This window comes from Actinorhabdospora filicis, from assembly GCF_030269765.1.
Taxonomy (GTDB): Bacteria; Actinomycetota; Actinomycetes; order Mycobacteriales; family Micromonosporaceae; genus Actinorhabdospora; species Actinorhabdospora filicis.
The window spans coordinates 695,496-715,795 of the sequence record NZ_BSTX01000003.1; the positions used below are offsets into that span (position 1 = coordinate 695,496).

Below are 20,300 nucleotides of genomic sequence, written 5' to 3' on the forward strand. Positions count from 1 at the left end.
AGGAGGGGCCCCTCCGCGTCTGCCCGGCGGCCGGACCTGATCGGCCCGCGGGCGTACGCCCTGCGGCAGACGTCACCGTCAAGATCACGCTCTAGGCTTCGGGCCATGTCCTTCGCCCGTCGCGTCCCGCCGCTGGTCAAGTGGTGCCTGTACGTCCTGCTCCCCGCGGGCTTCCTGCTCCTCCTCTCCAGGAACCCCGACAACACCCACCTGGTGCTGCGCCTGGCGACCTTCCTGCTGCCGGCCGGGCTGCTGCGCCGGTGGCCGCTGCCGGCGCTGGCACTGATGATCGCGACCGCGTTCGCGTGGGGCCGCAGCGGCGACTGGACCGCCCCGTTCCTGTACCTGCTGATCATCCAGATCTGCGTCGGGTACGTCGCCGCCACCCGGCGGCCCCTGGTCTCGCTGAGCGCGGCGGGCGGCGTCCTGCTCATCGAGGTGCTGGCCGGGCTCGGGATGCTCGCGCCGAACTCCAAGGCGATGGGCGAGCCGTTCGCGCTGCTGTTCGTGCCGCTGCTGAGCGTGACCGCGTGGATCATCGGCTCCGCCGTCCGCCAGCGCCGCGCCCTCACCGCGACCCTGCGGGACAAGGCCGTCACCGACGAGCGCCTGCGCATCGCCCGCGAACTGCACGACATGATCTCCCACAGCATCGGCGTCATCGCCATCCAGGCCGGGGTCGGCGGCCGCGTCATCGACACCCAGCCCGAAGAGGCCCGCAAGTCCCTCGCCACCATCGAGACCACCAGCCGCGAGACCCTCGCCCAGCTGCGCCGCACCCTCGGCTCGCTGCGCCGCGGCGACGCCCGGCCCGCCGAGTTCGCCCCCGCCCCCGGCCTGGGCGACCTGCCGCGCCTGGCCGAGTCCACCGCCGCCGCCGGGGTGACGGTCGGCATCGATGTGCGCGGCGAGCGCGGCGAGGTCCCCGAGGACATCGACCTGTCCGCCTACCGCATCGTCCAGGAGTCGCTGACCAACGTCGTCAAACACGCCCGCGTCGATGCCTGCCGCGTCACCGTCGAGTACACCCCCACCGCCCTCACGCTGGAGATCACCGACGAGGGACGCGGCGGCGGCCTCGGCGAGGAGGGCTACGGCCTGACCGGGATGCGCGAGCGCGTGACGATGCTCGGCGGCGAGTTCAGCGCCGGTCCCCGGCCCGAATCCGGGTTCGGCGTGCGGGCCGTCCTGCCCCTGCCCGCATGATGTCCCCATGACCATTCGCGTCCTGCTCGCCGACGACCAGCCGCTGATCCGCGCGGGCCTGCGGGTCCTCATCGACGGCACCGAGGGCATGTCCGTCGTCGGTGAGGCCGGTGACGGCGACGAGGCGGTGGCCATGGCGACCTCGCTGCGGCCCGACGTGGTGGTGATGGACATCCGCATGCCCGGCACCGACGGCATCACCGCCGCCGCCCGGCTCACCTCGTCCACCGACGTGCGGGTGCTGATGCTGACCACCTTCGACGACGACGAGTACGTCTACGGCGCCCTGCGCGCCGGGGCCAGCGGATTCCTCGTCAAGGACATGGCCCTCGACGACATCCTCGCCGCCATCCGCGTCATCGCCGGCGGGGACGCCCTCATCGCCCCCGGCGTCACCCGCCGCCTCATCGGCGCCTTCGCCCAGAGCGGCTCCCGCCGCAAGGCCAAGAAGAGCCTCGACGGCCTCACCGAACGCGAGGTGCAGGTCCTCGCGCTGGTCGGCGAGGGCCTCACCAACGCCGAGATCGGCGAGCGCCTCTACATCAGCGTCGGCACCGCCAAGACCCACGTGGCGCGGCTGCTGGCGAAACTGGACGCGCGCGACCGGGTGCAGCTGGTGATCAGGGCGTACGAGGCGGGGCTGGCCGGTTAGCTCTTCCCCGAACCACCTGCGCGCCCCTCCCCGCCCGCCTACCGTGGTCCACGGTCGCCAACCATGGGGGGTAACAGTGAGCGACGGCTACCAGAACAGACTCGCCGCCCGGTTCGACGCGCTCGACCGGGACGGGGACGGCGCCATCACGCAGGCGGATTTCGAGGCGATGGCACGGGAGATCCTCGCCTCGGCGGGCGAACCGTCCACCTCGGCGCGGGCGCGGCGGCTCATCGAGGCCGCACGGACCTTCTTCGAGGGCCTGTCGGTGCACACCGACATCAACATGGACGGCCGCATCGTCAAGGACGAGTTCCTCGACGCCGCCGACATCAGCCTGCGCGGCAATCCGCGCGGCTTCCACCAGATCGCCCAGCCCTGGGCCGAGGCGGTCATCGAGATCGCCGACCGCGACCAGGACGGCCTGGTCACCCACGACGAGTGGGCCATCACGCTGCTGGCGGTAGGCGTCGACGAGGAGCTCGCCGAGCGGCTGCCCGGGCTCATCGACGCCGACGGGGACGGCTACATCACCGCCAAGGAGATCCTGAACCTCGCCGTCGACTTCTACACCGAGGACCAGGCGCTGCGCCCGGAATTCGAACGCGCCGGGGTCTGAACCGAACGCCACCCGCCGCGGCGCGACCGCGGCGGGTGTTACGTTCCGTCCGAAAGCGACACCCGACGGGGAGAACCATGAGCGACGAATACCAGTCCCGCCTCACCGCCCGCTTCGACGCCCTCGACCGCGACGGCGACGGCGCGGTCACCTTCGAGGACTTCGCCGCGCTGGCCTCGGCCGTCCTGGACGCCGTCGGCGAACCCGTCGGCACCGACCGCGCCCGCGCGCTGTCCAAGGCCGCCTGGTCCTTCTACAAGGGACTCGCCCTCAACACCGACGTCGACCGGGACGGCCAGATCACCCGCGAGGAGTTCCTCCTCGCCGCCGACGTCAGCCTGCGCGGCAACCCCGAGGGCTTCGAACGCGTCGTGCGGCCCTGGGCCGAGGCCGTGGTCGCCGTCGCCGACCGGGACGGCGACGGGCGCGTCAGCCGCGCCGAATGGGTCGCCGTGCTGGCCGCGATGTGGCTGGGCGGACCGGCCGGGGAGGACCTCCCCGGCCTCGACGCCGACGAGGACGGGCGCATCACCGCCCGCGAACTCCTCGACGCCGCCGTCCGCTTCTACACCGACCCGCGCGCCGTCTACGCCGCGCCGGTCTGATCGGCCTCCACACCCAGGAACCCGCCCGACTGGCGCTTCCACAGGCCCGTGTACACCCCGCCGCGCTCCAGCAGCGCGGCGTGCGTGCCCTCCTCCACGACCCGGCCCTCGTCCAGGACCACGATCCGGTCCATGCTCGCGATCGTCGACAGCCGATGCGCGATCGCGATGACCGTCCGCCCCCGCATCACCTCCGCCAAAGACTCCTGGATCACCGCCTCCACCTCCGAGTCCAGCGCCGAGGTCGCCTCGTCCAGCACCAGGATCGGCGCGTCCTTGTGGAACGCGCGCATCAGCGCCACCCGCTGCCGCTGCCCGCCCGACAGGCGGACGCCGCGCTCGCCGACGTGGGCGTCGAGGCCGGTGCGCCCGTCGCGGTCGCGCAGGCCGGGGACGAACCCGTCGGCGGCGGCGCGGCGGGCGGCCTCGCCGAGGTCCTCGTCGCCGTAGGTGATGTTCTCGCGGACCGAGCGGTGCAGCAGGACCGCCTCCTGGGCGACCATCGCGATGTGGCGGCGCAGGCTCTCCCGGGTGACCCCGGCGATGTCCTGCCCGTCGACGGTGATGGCGCCCGACTCGGCGGCGTGGAACCGCAGCAGCAGGTTGACCAGGGTCGACTTGCCCGCCCCGGAGCGGCCCACGACGCCGACCTTCTCCCCGGCGGCGACCGTCAGGTCCAGGCCGTTGAGGCCGCCGCTGCCGCCGCCGTAGCGGTGGTGGACGTCGTGGAAGGCGATCGCGCCGCCGGTCACGGTCAGCTCGGTGGCGTCCGGCCGGTCGGGGACGGCGATGGGCTGCGCGATGGTCTGGAGGGACCGGCGCAGCGCGCCGAACGCGCCGAACAGCGCCGAGACCGAGTCGAGCAGCCACTCGGCCATGGTCGTGGTGCGGAAGCTCAGGGCGACCGACGCGCCGATCAGCCCCAGCGGGGCGGCGCCGGAGCGCCACAGCAGCAGGCCGTAGCCGATGAGCCCCGCCATGAGGATCCCGGACAGGACGGTCATGACGGTGTTCATGCCGACCTCCAGGCGCTGGACGCCGATCTGCGCGTTGCGGGCGGCGGTGAAGACCGCGCGGTCGCGGCGGTCCTCGGCGTCCCCGTCGGCCATCAGCGCGATGGTGTCCACATTGGCGTAGGAGTCGACGAGCAGCCCGGTCAGTTCCGAGGCCGTCTCCTGCTTGCGCTCGGAGGCGCGGCGGTAGCGGGGCACGATCCAGCGCGCGAAGACCACGTACAGGACCAGCCACAGCCCCAGCGGCAGCATCAGCCGCGCGTCCATCGAGGCCGTCATCACGAAGGCCCCGGCGATGTAGACGAGCACGTAGGACAGGCCGTGGACGACGATGTAGGCCGCGTCGCCGGCGGCGGCGCCACCGTCGCGGACCCACGTCGCCACGCCCCCGGCGAGGCGGTCGCGGAACCAGCCCACCGACTGGCGCGAGACGTGCCGGTGCGCCCGCCACGTCGCCAGCATCGTGGCGTTGGGGCGGAAGGCGATGTCGTCGAGGGCCTCGCTGAGGAAGTGGACGCCGGGCCGCAGCAGCAGGACCACGGCGGCCATGCCGAGCAGCTCGCCGCCGCGATCGGCCCACAGGCGCTCGGGCGTGGTGGACCCCAGGGCGTCCACGAGCCGCCCGGCGTAGGCGATGAGCCACACGTCGATCGACGCGTTGACGATGGTGGTCAGCAGGCTGAGGGCCGCGATGAAGCGCAGGGGCCGCAGCTCACGGAAGAGGAAGGCCCACACGCCCGGCGGCGGGGCCTGCGACGTGCGCGACCGGAACGGGTCGACGGTGTCGGCCAGGATCTTGAACACGGAAGGTCTCCGAGACGAGGACGGCGTTCAGCACGAGACGGGCCGGGTGGCGTGTCTCGGTTCTGGGGCCTCTCGTCAGGCGGACATGCGGCGGAGTCTAGGGACGCCGGTGGTGGCGCGCACGCGAATAAAACCGGAGGCGCGCCCCGGCGCCCGCTCGTAGCCTCCCCGGTATGTCGTTCCCCGTTCTGTGGCTCTACGGGCCCTCCGGCGTCGGAAAGACGACGACGGCGCGGGCCATCTACACCAGACTGTCCGAAGAGGACGTACCGGTCGCCTGCGTCGACCTCGACCAGATCGCGCTGATGTACCCGGCACCGCGCTGGGTGCGCCCGGCGCATGTGGCCGGGGTCGCGGCGGTGTTCCGCGCGGCCGGGGCCGGCTGCCTGATCGTGTCCGGCATCGGCGAGGACTCCGCGATCGTCACCGAGTGCGCCGCGGGGATCCCCGGTGCCTCGCTCACCGTGGCCCGCCTGCGGGTCGAGCCGGGGGTGCTGCGGGAGCGGTTCCTGGCGCGCGGCTGGCGTCCCGACCTGCTGGAGGACGCGCTGTCGGACGCCGCCGCCTACGACGAGGCCGGTTTCGGCGACCTGCTCGTGGACGGCGACGCGCCCCTGGAGGAGGTCGCGCGCAAGTCCTCGGTGGGCTGGCCCGGGATCGTGGCGGGCACCGGGCCCGTCCCGGCGGAGTCCGAAGTGGACTCCGGACGGGCCGGGATCCCGGTGACGTGGTTCACCAAGGACGGCCCGGACCTGGCGCCCGGCGGCTGGACGCTGTTCGAAGGCGTCCGGGCGAAGGAACCGGCCGCCTATGTGGACCTCACGCAGGTCGGACGCTGCTCGGCCGGTGACCCGGCCTGGATCCTGCGCCGCAACCTCGGCGTCCTGCGCGCCGGCTACGCCCGCGCCGGGGCCGCCCGCCTGGTGGTCGCGGGCACCGCCGAGGAGATCGCGACTGTCGGGGGTGGACAGTAATGTCCGCAGCGTGAACGTGACCATGCGCTACTGCGAGGGCTGGGACTGGGCGGCGGGCCGCGCCATCGGCTGGCTGACCGGCGCCGACGCCTTCGCCGCCGACTGCGCCGGGCGGCCCTACACCGTCCTGGTGGCCCCGGCCGACGGCCCGGCCGTCGTCATCGACGTCGCGTGGGAGGCCGACTACCTCGCGGTGTCCAGAATGGACGGTGAGGGACGGCTGGCCGCGCGGACGGTGTACCGCCGCATGCGCGAGGGCGAGCTGTTCCCCGTCCGCGACGAGGAATGGCGCTTCGGGCCCGGCGAGCGCACCGGCGACCCGGGCGTGTGGCACGAGAAGGTCGAGCGTGAACCCGGCGGGCGGACGCGCGTCAGCACCGGACGCGGCGCGCACGGCAGTGGCGTCACGGTGGACACCGTGGCGGTGGACGCGTTGTGGCGCACGGTGCCCCGCTTCGGCGAGTGGCATCCGTTCACGCCGTTCCCGCCGGGTGGTTTCGCGGCGGTGCTGGAGCCGACCGGCGGCTCGCAGATCACCGGGAGCGCGCCCTGGCGGCCCCTTTCGGCCGGGCCGGAGCGGTACCTGGACGCCCTCGTCGCGCGCGAGGTCGAGGGCGAAGAGATCGGGACCCTGCGCCTGTCCAGCGGGCGGGTCGCCGTGGGAGATCCGGCGCGGGTGGGCGCCGTGGCCGCGCCCGTCGTGACGGTGACGCCGGGGGAGTACCGGGTGGAGCAGGTGGCGGTGTCGGGTGTCCCGGTCGCGGCGATCGTGTGGTTCACCGGGGCCGAGGTCGCCACGTGGGAGAGCGCGGGCGAGCGCGAGGGGGCCATGGGGTGTTTCGTGGACGCCGCCGACGCCGCCGCGCTGGGCGAGGCGATCGAGGCCAGCGAGGGCGTGCTGGACGGTGTCCACGACGGGGCGCACGAGATCTGGATCGACGGCGAGGAGGTCAGTCTCGTCGCCTTCGCCGCCCCGGGCGGCCACCGGGTCTGGATCGGCCGTGACGCCGGTGGCCGGGCCGTGTGCTGCCTGTCGGACCTGCGGGTGGCGCCACCCCACGGGTAGCGCCACCGTGCGTCCTACCGGTGCGAGGTCGTCACCCAGTTCAGCTTCCAGGTCGCGCCCTCGTCGTAGGAGAACGACTGCTCCCAGCGGGGCTTCCCCTCGGCGATGCCGGTCCACTGGAAGCGGACCCGCGTCATGCGGCCGTTCAGTTCCTCGTCGGTGACGAAGGTCCCGACGCCGTCGGTGAAGACCCCCTCGTTCGGGACGCCCATCTGCCCGGGGAACTTGCTGGAGGCCCACCAGATCCGCCAGACCCCGGCGGCCGGGTCGAACAGGCGGATGGACATCCCGTAGAAGTCCTCCTCGCCGTAGTTCACCGACTTCTCGATGTTGCCGAGGCCGCCCAGGATCGGCTGGACGTCGTTGCTGCCGTCGAACTCGATCCACTCCTCACAGTCGGGGTCGAGGACGTCGCGGAGCTTGCGGGTGTGCAGTTTCCACTGCCCGAAGTACGGGTCGAAATCATGGCTGTCGCTCATGCGCAGTACCGTAAGCCGCCATACCTGACAACTTGTGTCAGTAACGGTAGGCGCGAACCTGCGCGGCCTTCACCGCCGCCCAGACCTCCTGGCCGGGGGACAGCCGCAGGTGCGCGGCGGCGGCCGGGGTGACGTCGGCGGCCAGCTCGACGGGACCGTCCAGCCGCACCCGCAGATTGTCGCCGTGCCGCTGGACGCCGGCCACGCGCGCGGGCCACGCGTTGCGCGCCGAGCCGTCGGGACGCGCCGGGTGCAGCGTGACCGCCGAGGGCGGGAACGCCGCGTAGGACTCGCCCGACACCTCGTCGGCGACGTGCAGGACGAGATCGCCCACGGCGACCGTGCGCCCGTCCCCGCGGCCCCGGTACAGGTTCAGCCCGACGAGGCGGGCGATGTAGTCGGTGCGGGGACGCGCGGTGACCTCGGCGGCGTCGCCCTCCTGGACGATGCGGCCGTCCTCGACGATGACCAGCCGGTCGGCGAGCATCAGCGCGTCCAGCGGGTCGTGGGTGATCAGCAGCGTCGCCCCGGTGTGCTTCGCGAGGTGCTCGTGGAGTTCGGCGCGGGTGTCCAGGCGCGTGCGGGCGTCCAGCGCGGCGAGAGGCTCGTCGAGCAACAGCAGTTCGGGTTCCACGGCCAGCGCGCGGGCCAGGGCCACGCGCTGCTGCTGCCCGCCGGACAGCTTGCGCGGCTTGCGCTCGGCGAACGCGGCCAGCCCGACCCGGTCCAGCCACGCGGCGGCGATCCCGCGGGCCTCGGCGCGGGTGCGGCCCCGGCGGCGCGGCCCGAAGGCCACGTTGTCCAGCGCCGACAGGTGCGAGAACAGCAGGTAGTCCTGGAAGACCACGCCCACGCCGCGCTTCTCCGGCGGCACGCGCGTCAGGTCCCGCCCGGACAGCCGCACATGCCCGCCGGACAGCGGCTCCAGTCCCGCCAGGGCCCGCAGCGCGGTGGTCTTGCCCGCGCCGTTGGGACCCAGCAGCGCCACCACCTCGCCGGGTTCGGCGCGCAACGCCACGTCCAGCGTGAACGCCGCGCGGGACACCACGAGATGCGCGTCGAGGCTCACCCGCTCACCCACTTGTCGCGCAGGGCCGCCAGGATCGTCACCGACACCGCCAGCAGCAGCAACGACAGCACGATCGCGGCCTGCACGTCGGTCTCCAGCGCCAGGTACACCGCCAGCGGCATGGTCTGGGTGCGGCCGGGGAAGTTCCCGGCGAAGGTGATGGTGGCGCCGAACTCGCCGAGGGCGCGCGCCCAGCACAGGACGCCACCGGCGGCCACGCCGGGCGCGACCAGCGGCAGCGTGACGCGCGTGAACGTCGTCCAGCGGCCCGCGCCCAGCGTCGCGGCGGCCTCCTCGTAGCGGGTGTCGGCGCCGCGCAGGGCGCCCTCGACGGCGATGACCAGGAACGGCATCGCCACGAACGCCTCGGCCAGCACCACACCGGCGGTGGTGAACGGGAGCGTGATCCCGAAGGCCGAATCCAGCCACTCGCCGATGAGGCCGCGCCGCCCGAAGACCAGCAGCAGCGCCACACCACCGACCACGGGCGGCAGGACGAGGGGGACGGTGACCAGCGCGCGGACCACCCGGCGCCCGGGGAAGTCCGCGCGGGCCAGCAGCCACGCCAGGGGCACGCCCAGGACGAGGCACACGGCGGTGGCCATCGTCGCGGTGCGCACCGACAGCCACAGCGCGTCCAGGACGGCCGGCTCGGCCAGGCGGGCGGGCATGGTCGACCACGGCGCGCGGACGACCAGCCCGACCAGGGGGAGGACGAGGAACAGCAGCCCGGCCAGCGCCGGGACCAGCAGTCCCATCGGTGTCCTCCTCCGGTGCGTCACGGCGCCTGGAAACCGGCCTTGAGCAGGACCGCGCGGCCCGCCTCGGACAGCACGTAGGCGACGAAGGCCCCGGCCCCGGCGGCGTTGGGGCCGTTCTTGAGGGCCGCGATCGGGTACTCGTTGATCGCGCTGGCCGACTCGGGGAACTCCACGGCGTCGACGTCGGGGGAGGACTTCGCGTCGGTGCGGTAGACGAGGGCGGCGTCGACCTCGCCGAGCTTCACCTTCGACAGGGCCGACTTGACGTCCTGCTCAAGGGTGACGGGGGTGATCTTCAGGTCGCCGATGGCCTTCTTCGCGGCCGCGCCGCACGGGACCTGCTCGGCGCACAGGGCGACCTTCACGTCCGGCTTCGCCAGATCGGCCAGGCCCGTGATCCCCTTCGGGTTGCCCTTGGCGACGGCGATGACCAGCTGGTTCTTCACGAACACCTTCGCCCCGCCCTTGGTGTTGCCGGCGTCGGTGACGGTCTGCATGTTCTTCGGCGCGGCCGAGGCGAACACGTCGGCGGGCGCGCCCTCGTTGATCTGGGTCGCCAGCGCCGAGGACCCGGCGAAGTTGAAGGTGACCTTCGTGCCCGGGTGGGCCTTCTCGAAGTCGGCGCCGATCGTGGTGAACGCCTCGGTCAGGGACGCCGCGGCGAAGACCGTCACCGGGCCGGTGACGCCCTTCTCGCCGCTCTGCGGTGCGGGATCGTCCTTCGTGCCGCAGGCGGCGAAGGCGAGGACGGCCGCGAGGGCGACGGCCATCAAGCGGAGGGGCTTCACTAGGGGTTCCTTCCCAGTTCGACGACGACGTTGGTCGACTTCACGACGGCGACGGCCACCGAACCGACCTCCAGGCCCAGCTCGTCCACCGCCTCGCGGCTCATCAGCGACACCACCCGGAACGGCCCGGCCTGGATGTCGACCTGCGCCATCACCGCGTCCTTGGTGACCGCGGTGACGATGCCGCGCATCCGATTGCGGGCCGAGGTCCGGTCCCCGCCACCGGGCACGGCCGACTGCGCGGTCACGAAGGCCGCCAGATCGGACCCGGCGATGACCCGGTGGCCGTGGTCGTCGCGGTCGGCGGAGAGGCGGCCGCCGTCGACCCAACGGCGCACCGTGTCGGGGCTGACACCGAGGAGCTCGGCGGCCTCACTGATCCGGAAACGCGTCACGAAGGCGAGTGTAATGGTGGCGAATGCGAGAGGGAATCGCGGTTCCGGCTCGCAGATGCGGCACGAGCGAGGGCGGTGAGCGGCGGACGGTGGGGTGGGCCGCCCTGCCGCCGCGCGGCCCGGCACGGTGGCCGGAGCCGGGACCGCCCGCGCGCTCGCCGCGGTGCCGCCGGGACGGCGTGCGCCCGGCCGCCGGTGCGGCAGGGCACGGCACAGCCGCCGCCGGTGGACCCGGGTGGGGCCCACCGCACCCCTGCCCAACCGCCCGCGCCGGCCCCCCGCCCACACCCACCGCACGCCCGCGCCCGCCCCTTCCGCCCGCATGCCCGCACCCGCCGCCCCTCCCACCCATCGCGCCCGCACCCCCGCGGCCACCACCCCCGCGCCGGCCCCTCCCGCCCACCCGCGAACGTCACGTCCGAAAACCGCCGGTCATCCCCCCCACCCGGCGGCATCATTGGAGGGTGTTGACCGAGGACGGCATGTACGAGGCGGTGTCCAGCCGCGACGCCCGCTTCGACGGCGAGTTCTTCTTCGCCGTCACCACCACCGGCATCTACTGCCGCCCGAGCTGCCCGGCCACCACGCCCAAACGCGGCAACGTGCGCTTCTACACCACGGCCGCCGCCGCGCAGGGCTCCGGCTTCCGCGCCTGCCGCCGCTGCCGCCCGGACGCCGTCCCCGGCTCGGCCGCCTGGAACGTGCGGGCCGACATCGTGGGACGCGCCATGCGCCTCATCGGCGACGGCGTCGTCGACCGCGAGGGCGTCCCCGGGCTCGCCGCGCGCCTCGCCTACAGCCCCCGCCAAGTGCAGCGGCAGCTCAATGCCGAGGTCGGCGCGGGACCCATCGCGCTCGCCCGCGCCCAGCGCGCCCACACCGCCCGCGTGCTGCTCCAGACCACCGCGATGCCGGCCGGGTCGGTGGCCTTCGCCGCCGGATTCGCCTCGATCCGCCAGTTCAACGACACCGTCAAAGAGGTCTACGGCCTCACCCCCACCGACCTGCGCGCCGCCCGCACCGGGCGCCCCGCCCGCGGCGCCGAGCCCTGCCCGGGCGGCATCGCGCTGCGCATGGCCTACCGCGGCGAATACGACGCCGCCGGGGTCTTCGACCACCTCGCCGCCCGCCTCATCCCCGGCGTCGAGGAGATCACCGGCGAGCGCGGCGCCCGCACCTACCGCCGCACCCTCACGCTCCCCGCCGGGACCGGGCTCGCCGAGGTCGACGAACGCGCCGGACGCGGCTGGCTCGACGCCCGCCTGCGCCTGAGCGACCCGCGCGACCTGACCACCGCCACCTACCGCGTCCGCCGCCTCTTCGACCTCGACGCCGATCCCGCCGCCGTCGCCGACCGCCTCGGCGGCGACCCGCTGCTGGCGCCCCTGGTGGCCGCGCGGCCCGGCGTCCGCTCGCCCGGCGCGGTCGACCCGCACGAGGCGGCCATCGCCGCGGTGGCCGGACGCTCGCTCGCCGGGCTCGTCGCCCGTCACGGCGAACCGCTCGACGAGCCCACCGGCGGTCTCACCCACCGCTTCCCCGCCGCCGGGGCGCTCACCGGCGAGGACGGCGTGGTCGGTGCGCTCGCCACCGCGCTGACCTCCGGGCGGCTGCGCCTCGACCCGGGCGCCGACCGGGCGGAGGCCGAGCGCGAGCTGGCCGCGTTCCCGATCGGCCCGCGCACCGCCGGGTACATCCGGATGCGCGCCCTCGGCGACCCCGACGTCCTGCTGGCCGAGGTCGACGGGGACGCCTGGCGGCCCTGGCGCTCCTATGCGACGCACCTGCTCAACACCGCGTCCGAAAACCGCCAGCACTAGCCCGTCGATCGCGCCAGACTTGGCTTCTCAAGAGGAAGAACGTCTGAGAGGAGCCGGTCGACATGGCCGTCTACACGATCATCGACAGCCCGCTCGGCGAGCTCACGCTCACCGCCACCACCGCCGGGCTGTCCTCGCTGTCCATGCCCGGGCAGAAGAACCCCGTCTCCATCGAGGGCATGACCCGCGACGACGCGGCCTTCACCGAGGCCGTCCGTCAGCTGCGCGAGTACTTCGCCGGTGAGCGCACCACCTTCGAGCTGGCCTACGACGTGTCCGGCAGCGAGTTCCAGACCCGGATCTGGGACGCCCTGGACGCCATCCCGCACGGCACCACCGTCTCCTATGGACGGCTGGCGGCGAGCATCGGCCTGCCGCGCGAGCGCGTCCAGGCCCTCGGCGCGGCGGTCGGCGCGAACCCGCTGCTGCTGGTCCGCCCCTGCCACCGCGTCATCGGCGCCGACGGCGCGATGCGCGGCTACGCCGCCGGGATCCCGCGCAAGGAATGGCTGCTCGGCCACGAGGGCGCCATCCAGCCCACCCTGATCTGAGCCGAGGACACCATGACCTGGACCGACCTCCCGGGCGAACTCGACGCGCACGGACTCGCCGAGACGCCCCGGCTCATCACCGACGAAGAGGGCCGCGAGCTCGCGGCCCTCTTCGGCCGGGACGAGCTGTTCCGCACCACCGTCGACATGGCCCGCCACCGCTTCGGCGAGGGCCGCTACCGCTACTTCACCCACGACCTGCCGCCGCTGGTGGCGAAGCTGCGCGAGGAGCTGTGGCCGCGGCTGCTCCCGATCGCCCGCGACTGGGCGCAGCGGCTGGGACGTCCCGCGCCCTGGCCGGACTCCCTCGCCGAGTGGATCGCGATGTGCCACGCGGCCGGGCAGGACCGCTCCGCGCAGATCCTGCTGCGCTACGAGACCGGCGGCTGGAACGCGCTGCACCGCGACGTCTTCGGGGACCTGGTGTTCCCGATGCAGGTGGTGATCGGCCTCGACGAGTACGGCGCCGACTACACCGGCGGCGAGTTCATGCTGGTCGAGCAGCGCGCCCGCGCCCAGTCGCGCGGCACCGTCCGTCCACTGCGGATGGGGCACGGGCTGGTGTTCACCACCCGCGACCGGCCGGTGCGCTCGGCCCGGGGCTGGTCGGCGGGCGCGGTCCGGCACGGGGTGAGCGTGGTCCGAAGTGGACGCCGCCACGCCCTCGGCCTCGTCTTCCACGACGCGACATGAGTTACGTGCTCATCGGCCCCGACGGCCGTCCCCACCCCAGCCCGGTGCCCGGCCGCCTCGGCGGGCACCGGCGGGGCCGCCTCTACGGGCGCCTCGACTGCCCCTCGGCCCTGCGCGCGATCGCGCGCGGCGGCTACGTCCGCCACCGCGTCTTCTTCGCCGACGAGGCCACCGCCGTGGCGGCCGGGTACCGCCCGTGCGCGGTGTGCCTGCCGGAGGAGTACGCCTCCTGGAAGGACGCCGCGCCCACCCCCGGGGAGGTGGCGGCGATGCGGGACCTGCTGGCCGGCGCCCGCACCATCGCCATCGGCCACGGCCGGGACGCCGCCTCGCTCGCCGCCGTCCGGGCCGTCCTGGGCTTCGGCAAGGAGGTCCTGGCGGTGGTCGACTGGCCCGAGACGGCCGCCTCGTGGCTGCGCCCGGCCAGGCGCCTTACCGCCCAGATCCCCGACGCCTGGGTCATCGCGGGCGAACCGGCGGGCTGGTCGGGAATGGTCGGCAGGCTGTGGAACGACACCCCCTGGAACCCCGCCCGCACCTTCGGCTTCGCCGCGCAGGCCACGGTGGATGGAGTACCGCCGCTCGCCGTGGCCGGGATGCGCGGTGTGACCAGGGGAGGCGGTACCTGGGAGCTGGGCGCGGGCTGGCTGGTGGAGCGGTGAGGCGTCAGTGGAGCCGCCGGGCGAAGAACTCCGCGATCCACTCACGCTGGAGCCGGACCGAGACGCGCGGCTCGATCGTCCCGAGTTGCTCGGCGAAAAGGCCGGGGTTCCCGATCGCCCGGCCGATGTCCGGTAGCAGCCACTGGAGGTCGGCGAGCGACCACACGCCCGCGCCGGGCAGCGCGCGTTCGCGCACCGGGTGATCGCACGCCGCGGTGAACGCCGCCCAGTACGGGTCCTCCTCGGGCACCCGGATCGCCATCAGCGGCTGCCGCAGCCCCGTCTCGTGGAAGGACACGATCGGCTCCCGCCGCTCCTCGCCCCAGCTGAGCCCGACGTCGCCGGTGACGACGGCGCGCACGCGCTCATCGCGGTGGGCGGTCTCCATCGCGCCCAGTCCGCCGCCGGTGAAGGCGCCCAGGACGCCGATCCGCGCGGGATCGATGAGCCGCCCGAGCCCGCGTGGCGGCGGCGCCTCGCCCTCGCCCGGATCCCCGCCGGAGGCCAGGACCTCCATCGCGGTCAGCACGGTGGAGGAGTCGTCGCTCCAGCAGCGCAGTGTCTTGCGCAGCCACGGATACGGATCGGCGGGCATCGTGTCGGCGAGCGGATCGGGGAACCGCCCGTCGGGGAACTCGACCCGGACCTCGTAGGTGTGGTCGACGGTGACGGTGACGAATCCGCGCGAGGCGAGGTCCTGGACGACGCAGCTCCACGCGTCGCGGGTGGTGAAGTGCCCGGGTGTGGCCAGCAGGACCGGACGGCGCCCGAGCGCCGTGAGCGGCGTGGCGTTCATCCGCGCGGGGGTGCCGACGTCGTCCCAGGCCACCGACCCCGGCGGGATGCCCTCGATGCCGCCCTCGCCGTCGAGCCAGTCGCCGAACCTGGGGGAGAAGACCCGGGCGGGTTCACCGCCGCCGTGCCGGGCGGGATAGCAGACGCTGATCATGAGCTCCCGGTACGACCCGGGAAGCCACGGGTCGCGGCGGGTGCGGTCGACCAGGTGGAGGTGGGCGCGCCCGACCGGGAAGGGGCCGGAGAGCGGGGGAGCCGAGGGCCGGAACCGGGCCGCGGCCGCGGAGGCGGGGACGGCTGCGGTCGTGGCGGCGAGGGCCGCGAGTCCGGTGGCGGTGAGCACCGCCCGTCGTGTGGTCATGCCCCGACACTGCCGTGAGTGGACTGTGCCGGGGCTGAGTCATCCTGTGCGGCGGCTGAGAGTCACCCGCAGCTGAGCGCGCCCGGTGAGCCGGTGCGGAAGTAGCGCACCAGCATCGCCGCGCAGCCGGGCTTGTACAGCACCGACACGTGCACGTCGTCCTCGACGGTGACCACCGTCCCGCCGATCGCGTCGCGCATGTCGAGGGTCCACTGGTAGGGCGTGACGGCCTCGTAGCGGTGCCCGGACAGCACCAGCGAGCCCGGTGACCAGCGCTCGGACTGCGGGGCCGGACGCACCCAGCCGGCGCAGTCGCTCACCGGCGGGATCAGCCGTCCCGTCACCGGCTCGGCGGCCACGTGCGCGTTGTACGCCGACCACGTCGAGCCGAAGTCGCGGGGCGCGACGTCGTCGTTGCAGAACACCCCCCGCTGCATCGCCCGGTTCTCCGTCGAGGGCGCGCCCGGCGGCGGTGGCGTGGGGGACGCGAAGATCGACGCGATCGACGGCGGCGCGACGGGCCCGGTGGCGTCGCGCAGTTCCCGCAGCGCGCCGAACATGTACTCCCAGTACGAGGAGTCGCCCGCCGCCACCAGCGACACCACGAACCCCCCGACCGGCGCGGGCACGTTGGTGTACACGCGCGGATGGGCGTCCAGATCGGCCTGGAGCGCCGATAGGGACGCCACGACCTCCGTGCCGGTGTCGCCGAAGCCGCCGTCCTTCCCGGCCGCCCAGTCGGCGAAGCGCAGGAAGTCGGCGTGCCCGGCCTTCGAGCGCAGCGCGTTGAACGCGTCCATCCGGAACGTGGGCGGCATGACGCTGTCCAGCCACATCCGCTCCACCCGGCGCGGGAACAGCGAGCGGTAGGCGGCGCCCAGGCCGGTCCCGCCGGAGACGCCGATGAACGACAGGCGCGACTCGCCCAGGGCGGCGCGGACGGCGTCCATGTCGCGCGCCTCGTTTCCGACGCTGAGGTTGCGGTAGAACTCCCGGTCGGCGTTGAGGCAGGCGGCGTTGGCCGCCACCGTCGCGTCGTAGGCGGCGCGCGTGTCGGCCTCGGTGAACGGCGTGGACACCTGCGGCCGCGTCGGCGGCAGGTCGCACTCGCGGGAGGTGCTGTAGTTGACCCCGCGCGGGTCGATGCCGATGACGTCGTACTCGTCCATCAGCGCGTCGACGTTGCCGGTGAGCGCCAGCTCGTGCGGCATCAGGTAGCCGAAGCCGCCGGGGCCGCCCGGGTTGGTGGCCAGGATCCCGCGCCGGTGCGCGGGATCGGCCGCCCGGACCCGGGTGAACGCGATGGTGATCTTCCGGCCGCGCGGGCGGTCGTAGTCGAGGGGGACCTGGACCGTGCCGCAGTCGGTGCGGGCCATGATCGCCCGGAAGGCGCCCTCACCGCCCGCGGGCACGCCGAGCCAGTGCAGGACGTCGTCGGAGTAGGCCGGGCACGGCGCCCAGGAGACGGTGGGGGAGGAGGCCGCGGCGGGCACCGCGGTGAGGGTGACGGCGAGCAGGGCCGCGCCCAGCGCGGCTGCCGTCCTATGTGGATTCATGCCGGAAGCCTGCCCGGCGGCCCGTGCGCGCGACGTCGAACCGGGGTCGGAAAGATCGCTCAGACCCAGGTCGTAAGCGCGGCCCACCATCCCTTAGGGACGGTGGGCCGCGCTCCCCTAGGGGTCAGCCGCAGGAGCGCCCGCCGGGCGAGCCGGTGGCGAAGTACGCCACGATCAGCGCCGCGCAGGACGGGGTGTAGGCCGCCGAGGTGTGTTCGTCGTCCTCGACGGTCACCAGCGCGCCGCCGATCGCGTCGCGGGTCTCCAGTGCCCACTCATAGGGAGTCTTGTACTCGTAGCGGTGCCCGGACAGCACCAGTGAGCCGCCGGTCCACCACACCGGCTCGGGCCGGGCGGCCAGCGGCCAGCCCGCGCACATCAGGACCGGGTCGCTCAGCCGCCCGGTGACCGGCTCGGAGGCCAGCCGCGCCCGGTAGGCCGACCAGGCCGAGCCGAAGTCGTGCGGCGAGGCGTCCATGTTGCACAGGATCGCCCGCTGGGCCGCGAGGTTGTCGATCACCGGCGTGCCCGGCGGGGCCGGTGCCTCCTCGGCGTAGAAGGCCGACAGGGACGCCGGGGCGTTCGGCCCGGTGGCCGCGCGCAGGTCCCGCAGCGCGCCCGCGCCGAACTCCCACGCGGCCTCGGTGAGCCCGGACAGCCGCGCGGCGGTCATGCCGTCCACGGCGAAGGGCAGGTCGGCGAAGACGCGCGGGTGGGCGTCCAGATCCGCCTGGAGGGCGGCGATCGAGGACGCCACCCGCGCGGTGGTCGTCCCGAAGCCGTAGTCGGCGTCGCGTCCCGCCAGCCAGGCGGCCATCCGCCGGAAGTCGGCGTGGCGGGCGCGCGAGCGGTCGGCGGTGAAATCGGCCGTGCCCAGGACCGGCGGCAGGACGCTGTCCAGCCACATCCGCTCCACCCGGCGCGGGTACATCGTCCGGTACCGCGCGCCCAGGCCCGTCCCCGCCGAGATGCCGTAGAACGACAGGCGCGACTCGCCCAGGGCGGCGCGGACGGCGTCCATGTCGCGGGCCTCGTCGGAGACGGTCACGTGCGCGAAGAACTCCGGGTCCTTTGCCACACACGCCGTGTTGGCCGCCGCGACCGCCGCGTAGGTCGCACGCGCGGAGGCCTCGGTGACCGTGCCCGGCGGGGACGTCGGCGGCAGCGCGCAGTCCAGGGATGTGCTGTAGCCGGTACCGCGCGGGTCGAGGCCGATCACGTCGTAGCGGTCGCCGAGCGCGTTGAGGTTCCCGGTGAGCGCCAGCTCGAAGGGCGTCAGGTAGCCCATGCTGCCCGGCCCGCCCGGATTGGTGGCCAGGACGCCGGCCCGCTCGGCCGGTTTCGCCGCCCGGACCCGGGTCAGCGCCAGGGTGATCGAGCGTCCCCGGGGACGCTCGTGGTCGAGCGGGACCCGGATCGTCCCGCAGTCGGTGCGCGCCAGCAGCGCGCGGAACACCGGCACCTGGTCGGCGCCCAGCCCCAGGTAGGACAGGACCTCGTCGGAGTACTCCGGGCAGGCGCCCCACACGATCGGCGCGGCCCCGGCGTCGGCCGCCGCGGCCGGGGCGGGCACGGCGGCGACGGCGAGAAGGGCCGCGCCCAGCGCGGCCTTCCACTGATGCTTCATACCCGGAAAGCCTGCCGTCCGGGCCCCCTTGAACGCCTCGCTCCCGGGAGCCAGGTTTCCCTACGCCCCAGGGCGCAAGAAAGACGGGCCCGCCCCCTAGGGGACGGGCCCGCGCGAACCGTTCTACCGCAGGGAGAACGACCGCCCCTCCACGAAGGACTGCCCCTCCGAGAAGGACTGCCCCACCGAGAAAGACTCCACGGAGTCCTCGCGCGGCAGCGGCCCCTCGCCCTCACAGGTCCGCCCGCTCAGGCGGCCCCGCTCGAAGTAGGACGCGATGAGCGCCGAGCAGTCGGCCGTCATGGCCGCCGAGCCGTGCACGTCATCGTTGACCGAGACGATCGAGCCGCCCACCTCGGCCCGCATCGCGGGCGTCCACTGGTACGGCGAGACCGCCTCGTAGCGGTGCCCGGACATCACCAGCGACGCGTTCGAGTGCCGCAACCGCACCGGCTGCGGGTCGAGCGTCCAGCCCGCGCAGCCCGGGATCGGCATCGACAGGAAACCCGTCACCGGCTCGTCCACCAGGCGTTTCTGATAAGCCGCCCAGGAGGTCTCGAAGTCGCGCGACCCCATGTCCTCATTGCACATCACGGCCTGGTTCATGGTGCGGTTGTTCATCCGCGGCATGCCCGCCGGAGGCGGCCCCTGCGGGCCACCGCCGCCGCCCCAGACCTCCAGCAGCGACGGCGGGGCGTGCTCGCCGGTGACGTCCCGCAGGTCCCGCAGGACCCGCGAGGCCACCGGCCACACCGGCGCCGGCTGCGTCCCCGAGATCCCGATCACGAAGCCGTCCAGCGGCTCCGGGATCTCCACGAAGTTCCGCGGATGGGCGTCGTAGTCGGCCTTGAGGGCCGCGATCGCGGCGATGACCTCGTCGCGGGTGTCGCCGAAGCCGTACTCGGCGTCGCGCTCGGCCAGCCATTGCGCCATCCGGGTGAAGTCGTCGTAGGTCGCCTTCGAGCGCGTCGCGCCGAACACGTCCAGGCGCATCTCCGGGATCGCGGTGGAGTCCACCCACATGTTCGCCACGCGCTCGGGGAACTCGTTGCGGTACTGGACGCCCAGCCACGTGCCCCACGAGACGCCGAAGAAGTTCATCTTCCGCTCGCCCAGGGCCGCGCGGACCCGGTCGAGGTCGCGGGCGACGTTGGTGGTGGTGAGCTGCCGCAGGAACGACGGGTTGGACTCCGAGCAGGCCTTGTTGGCCGCCTTGAGCTCCTCATAGGCCTGCCGCGCGACGGCCTCGGTGATCGGGCCGCCCCCGGGTCCGCCCGGGCCGTTGTCGGGGCAGTCGTAGCTGGTGGAGTAGCCGACCCCGCGCGGGTCGAAGCCGATCAGGTCGTAGCGCTCGTTCAGGCGCGCCGCCAGGCCGTCCTCGCCGCCGCGCAGGTACATCTCCTGCGGCATCATGTAACCGCTGCCGCCCGGGCCGCCGGGGTTCATGCTGAGCACGCCCTGGCGGTGCTTGCGGTCGCGGGCCTTGAGGCGGGTGATCGCCACGGTGATCTTCTGGCCGCGCGGGTTCTTGTAGTCGAGCGGCACCTGGACGGTCCCGCACTCGGTGCGCGCCCACAGCTGCCGGAACTTCGGGTAGTCCTCCTCCCGCAGGCCCAGGTGGGCCAGCACCTCGTCGGAGTACTGCGGACACGGCGCCCACGCCACACCGCCGGTCCCGTCGGTACCGCTGTTCCCATCTATGGAGTAGCCGTCCGTGGACGGGTCGGCCGCGGCCGCCGGCTGGATCAGGGCGGCGGCGACCAGGACTCCCGTGGCCGCCGCGAGGATACTTCGTCGCATCATG

General features: G+C 73.9%; 20 protein-coding genes. 10 read left to right on the plus strand and 10 right to left on the minus strand.

From position 1 onward, the window contains the following. Nucleotides 1–105 precede the first annotated feature (105 nt). The 4 genes from QSK10_RS23510 to QSK10_RS23525 all read left to right on the plus strand — a co-directional run bounded on the left by QSK10_RS23510 (nt 106) and on the right by QSK10_RS23525 (nt 3,082). A complete protein-coding gene (locus tag QSK10_RS23510) occupies nt 106–1,206 on the plus strand; it encodes a sensor histidine kinase (protein ID WP_285665103.1) in 1,101 nt (366 codons plus the stop codon). 7 nt (nt 1,207–1,213) lie between these two features. Next, the gene (locus QSK10_RS23515; RefSeq protein WP_285665104.1) at nt 1,214–1,858 is read left to right on the plus strand and encodes a response regulator; all 645 of its coding nucleotides are present in this window, start codon (nt 1,214–1,216) and stop codon (nt 1,856–1,858) included. A gap of 76 nt (nt 1,859–1,934) precedes the next feature. Further along, complete coding sequence (locus tag QSK10_RS23520) at nt 1,935–2,477, plus strand: EF-hand domain-containing protein (RefSeq protein WP_285665105.1); 543 nt, start codon at nt 1,935–1,937, stop codon at nt 2,475–2,477. 77 nt (nt 2,478–2,554) lie between these two features. Next, nucleotides 2,555–3,082, plus strand: a complete 528-nt coding sequence (locus QSK10_RS23525) for an EF-hand domain-containing protein (protein WP_285665106.1) — start codon at nt 2,555–2,557, stop codon at nt 3,080–3,082. Here the strand turns inward: QSK10_RS23525 and QSK10_RS23530 are convergent. Beyond that, nucleotides 3,064–4,899 (minus strand): ABC transporter ATP-binding protein, encoded by a 1,836-nt coding sequence (locus QSK10_RS23530; RefSeq protein WP_285665107.1) that lies wholly within the window; start codon nt 4,897–4,899, stop codon nt 3,064–3,066. The genes QSK10_RS23525 and QSK10_RS23530 overlap by 19 nt on opposite strands. A gap of 173 nt (nt 4,900–5,072) precedes the next feature. Between QSK10_RS23530 and QSK10_RS23535 the strand changes: the two genes are divergently transcribed. Both QSK10_RS23535 and QSK10_RS23540 read left to right on the plus strand, forming a co-directional pair. Next, on the plus strand, nt 5,073–5,873 hold the full coding sequence (locus QSK10_RS23535; protein WP_285665108.1) for an AAA family ATPase: 801 nt from the start codon (nt 5,073–5,075) through the stop codon (nt 5,871–5,873). Nucleotides 5,874–5,883: 10 nt separating this feature from the next. Next, nucleotides 5,884–6,939: a hypothetical protein gene (locus QSK10_RS23540; RefSeq protein WP_285665109.1), complete on the plus strand. Its 1,056-nt coding sequence runs from the start codon at nt 5,884–5,886 to the stop codon at nt 6,937–6,939. 14 nt (nt 6,940–6,953) lie between these two features. On the opposite strand, the gene QSK10_RS23545 is transcribed toward QSK10_RS23540, so the two are convergent. From QSK10_RS23545 to QSK10_RS23565, 5 genes are read right to left on the minus strand one after another with little or no spacing between them, the layout of a single operon-like run. Continuing rightward, entirely contained in the window at nt 6,954–7,418 is a 465-nt protein-coding gene (locus tag QSK10_RS23545) for a hypothetical protein (protein ID WP_285665110.1), read from the minus strand. Between the two features lie 37 nt (nt 7,419–7,455). Then, entirely contained in the window at nt 7,456–8,487 is a 1,032-nt protein-coding gene (locus QSK10_RS23550; protein WP_285665111.1) for an ABC transporter ATP-binding protein, read from the minus strand. Next, nucleotides 8,484–9,245: an ABC transporter permease gene (locus QSK10_RS23555; protein ID WP_285665112.1), complete on the minus strand. Its 762-nt coding sequence runs from the start codon at nt 9,243–9,245 to the stop codon at nt 8,484–8,486. The genes QSK10_RS23550 and QSK10_RS23555 overlap by 4 nt, the downstream gene beginning before the upstream one ends. A gap of 20 nt (nt 9,246–9,265) precedes the next feature. Further along, on the minus strand, nt 9,266–10,018 hold the full coding sequence (gene modA, locus QSK10_RS23560; RefSeq protein ID WP_285665414.1) for a molybdate ABC transporter substrate-binding protein: 753 nt from the start codon (nt 10,016–10,018) through the stop codon (nt 9,266–9,268). Between the two features lie 17 nt (nt 10,019–10,035). Further along, the gene (locus tag QSK10_RS23565) at nt 10,036–10,431 is read right to left on the minus strand and encodes a TOBE domain-containing protein (RefSeq protein ID WP_285665113.1); all 396 of its coding nucleotides are present in this window, start codon (nt 10,429–10,431) and stop codon (nt 10,036–10,038) included. Between the two features lie 482 nt (nt 10,432–10,913). On the opposite strand from QSK10_RS23565, the gene QSK10_RS23570 reads away from it, so the two are divergent. From QSK10_RS23570 to QSK10_RS23585, 4 genes are all read left to right on the plus strand, one after another. After that, a complete protein-coding gene (locus QSK10_RS23570; protein WP_432705365.1) occupies nt 10,914–12,251 on the plus strand; it encodes a bifunctional transcriptional activator/DNA repair enzyme AdaA in 1,338 nt (445 codons plus the stop codon). 62 nt (nt 12,252–12,313) lie between these two features. After that, nucleotides 12,314–12,802, plus strand: coding sequence for a methylated-DNA--[protein]-cysteine S-methyltransferase (locus tag QSK10_RS23575; RefSeq protein WP_285665115.1), 489 nt, complete (start codon nt 12,314–12,316; stop codon nt 12,800–12,802). Between the two features lie 12 nt (nt 12,803–12,814). Then, nucleotides 12,815–13,495 carry a 2OG-Fe(II) oxygenase gene (locus QSK10_RS23580; RefSeq protein WP_285665116.1) on the plus strand — a complete coding sequence of 227 codons (681 nt, stop codon included), beginning with the start codon at nt 12,815–12,817 and terminating at the stop codon, nt 13,493–13,495. Beyond that, nucleotides 13,492–14,157 (plus strand): Ada metal-binding domain-containing protein, encoded by a 666-nt coding sequence (locus tag QSK10_RS23585; protein WP_285665117.1) that lies wholly within the window; start codon nt 13,492–13,494, stop codon nt 14,155–14,157. The genes QSK10_RS23580 and QSK10_RS23585 overlap by 4 nt, the downstream gene beginning before the upstream one ends. 4 nt (nt 14,158–14,161) lie before the next feature. On the opposite strand, the gene QSK10_RS23590 is transcribed toward QSK10_RS23585, so the two are convergent. The 4 genes from QSK10_RS23590 to QSK10_RS23605 form a co-directional block, all read right to left on the minus strand. Beyond that, nucleotides 14,162–15,313 carry an alpha/beta hydrolase gene (locus QSK10_RS23590; RefSeq protein ID WP_285665118.1) on the minus strand — a complete coding sequence of 384 codons (1,152 nt, stop codon included), beginning with the start codon at nt 15,311–15,313 and terminating at the stop codon, nt 14,162–14,164. A gap of 62 nt (nt 15,314–15,375) precedes the next feature. Next, a complete protein-coding gene (locus tag QSK10_RS23595; RefSeq protein WP_285665119.1) occupies nt 15,376–16,869 on the minus strand; it encodes an alpha/beta fold hydrolase in 1,494 nt (497 codons plus the stop codon). 124 nt (nt 16,870–16,993) lie between these two features. Next, nucleotides 16,994–18,496: an alpha/beta fold hydrolase gene (locus QSK10_RS23600; RefSeq protein WP_285665120.1), complete on the minus strand. Its 1,503-nt coding sequence runs from the start codon at nt 18,494–18,496 to the stop codon at nt 16,994–16,996. Nucleotides 18,497–18,619: 123 nt separating this feature from the next. Beyond that, nucleotides 18,620–20,299: an alpha/beta fold hydrolase gene (locus tag QSK10_RS23605; protein ID WP_285665121.1), complete on the minus strand. Its 1,680-nt coding sequence runs from the start codon at nt 20,297–20,299 to the stop codon at nt 18,620–18,622. Between the last annotated feature and the right edge of the window lies 1 nt (nt 20,300).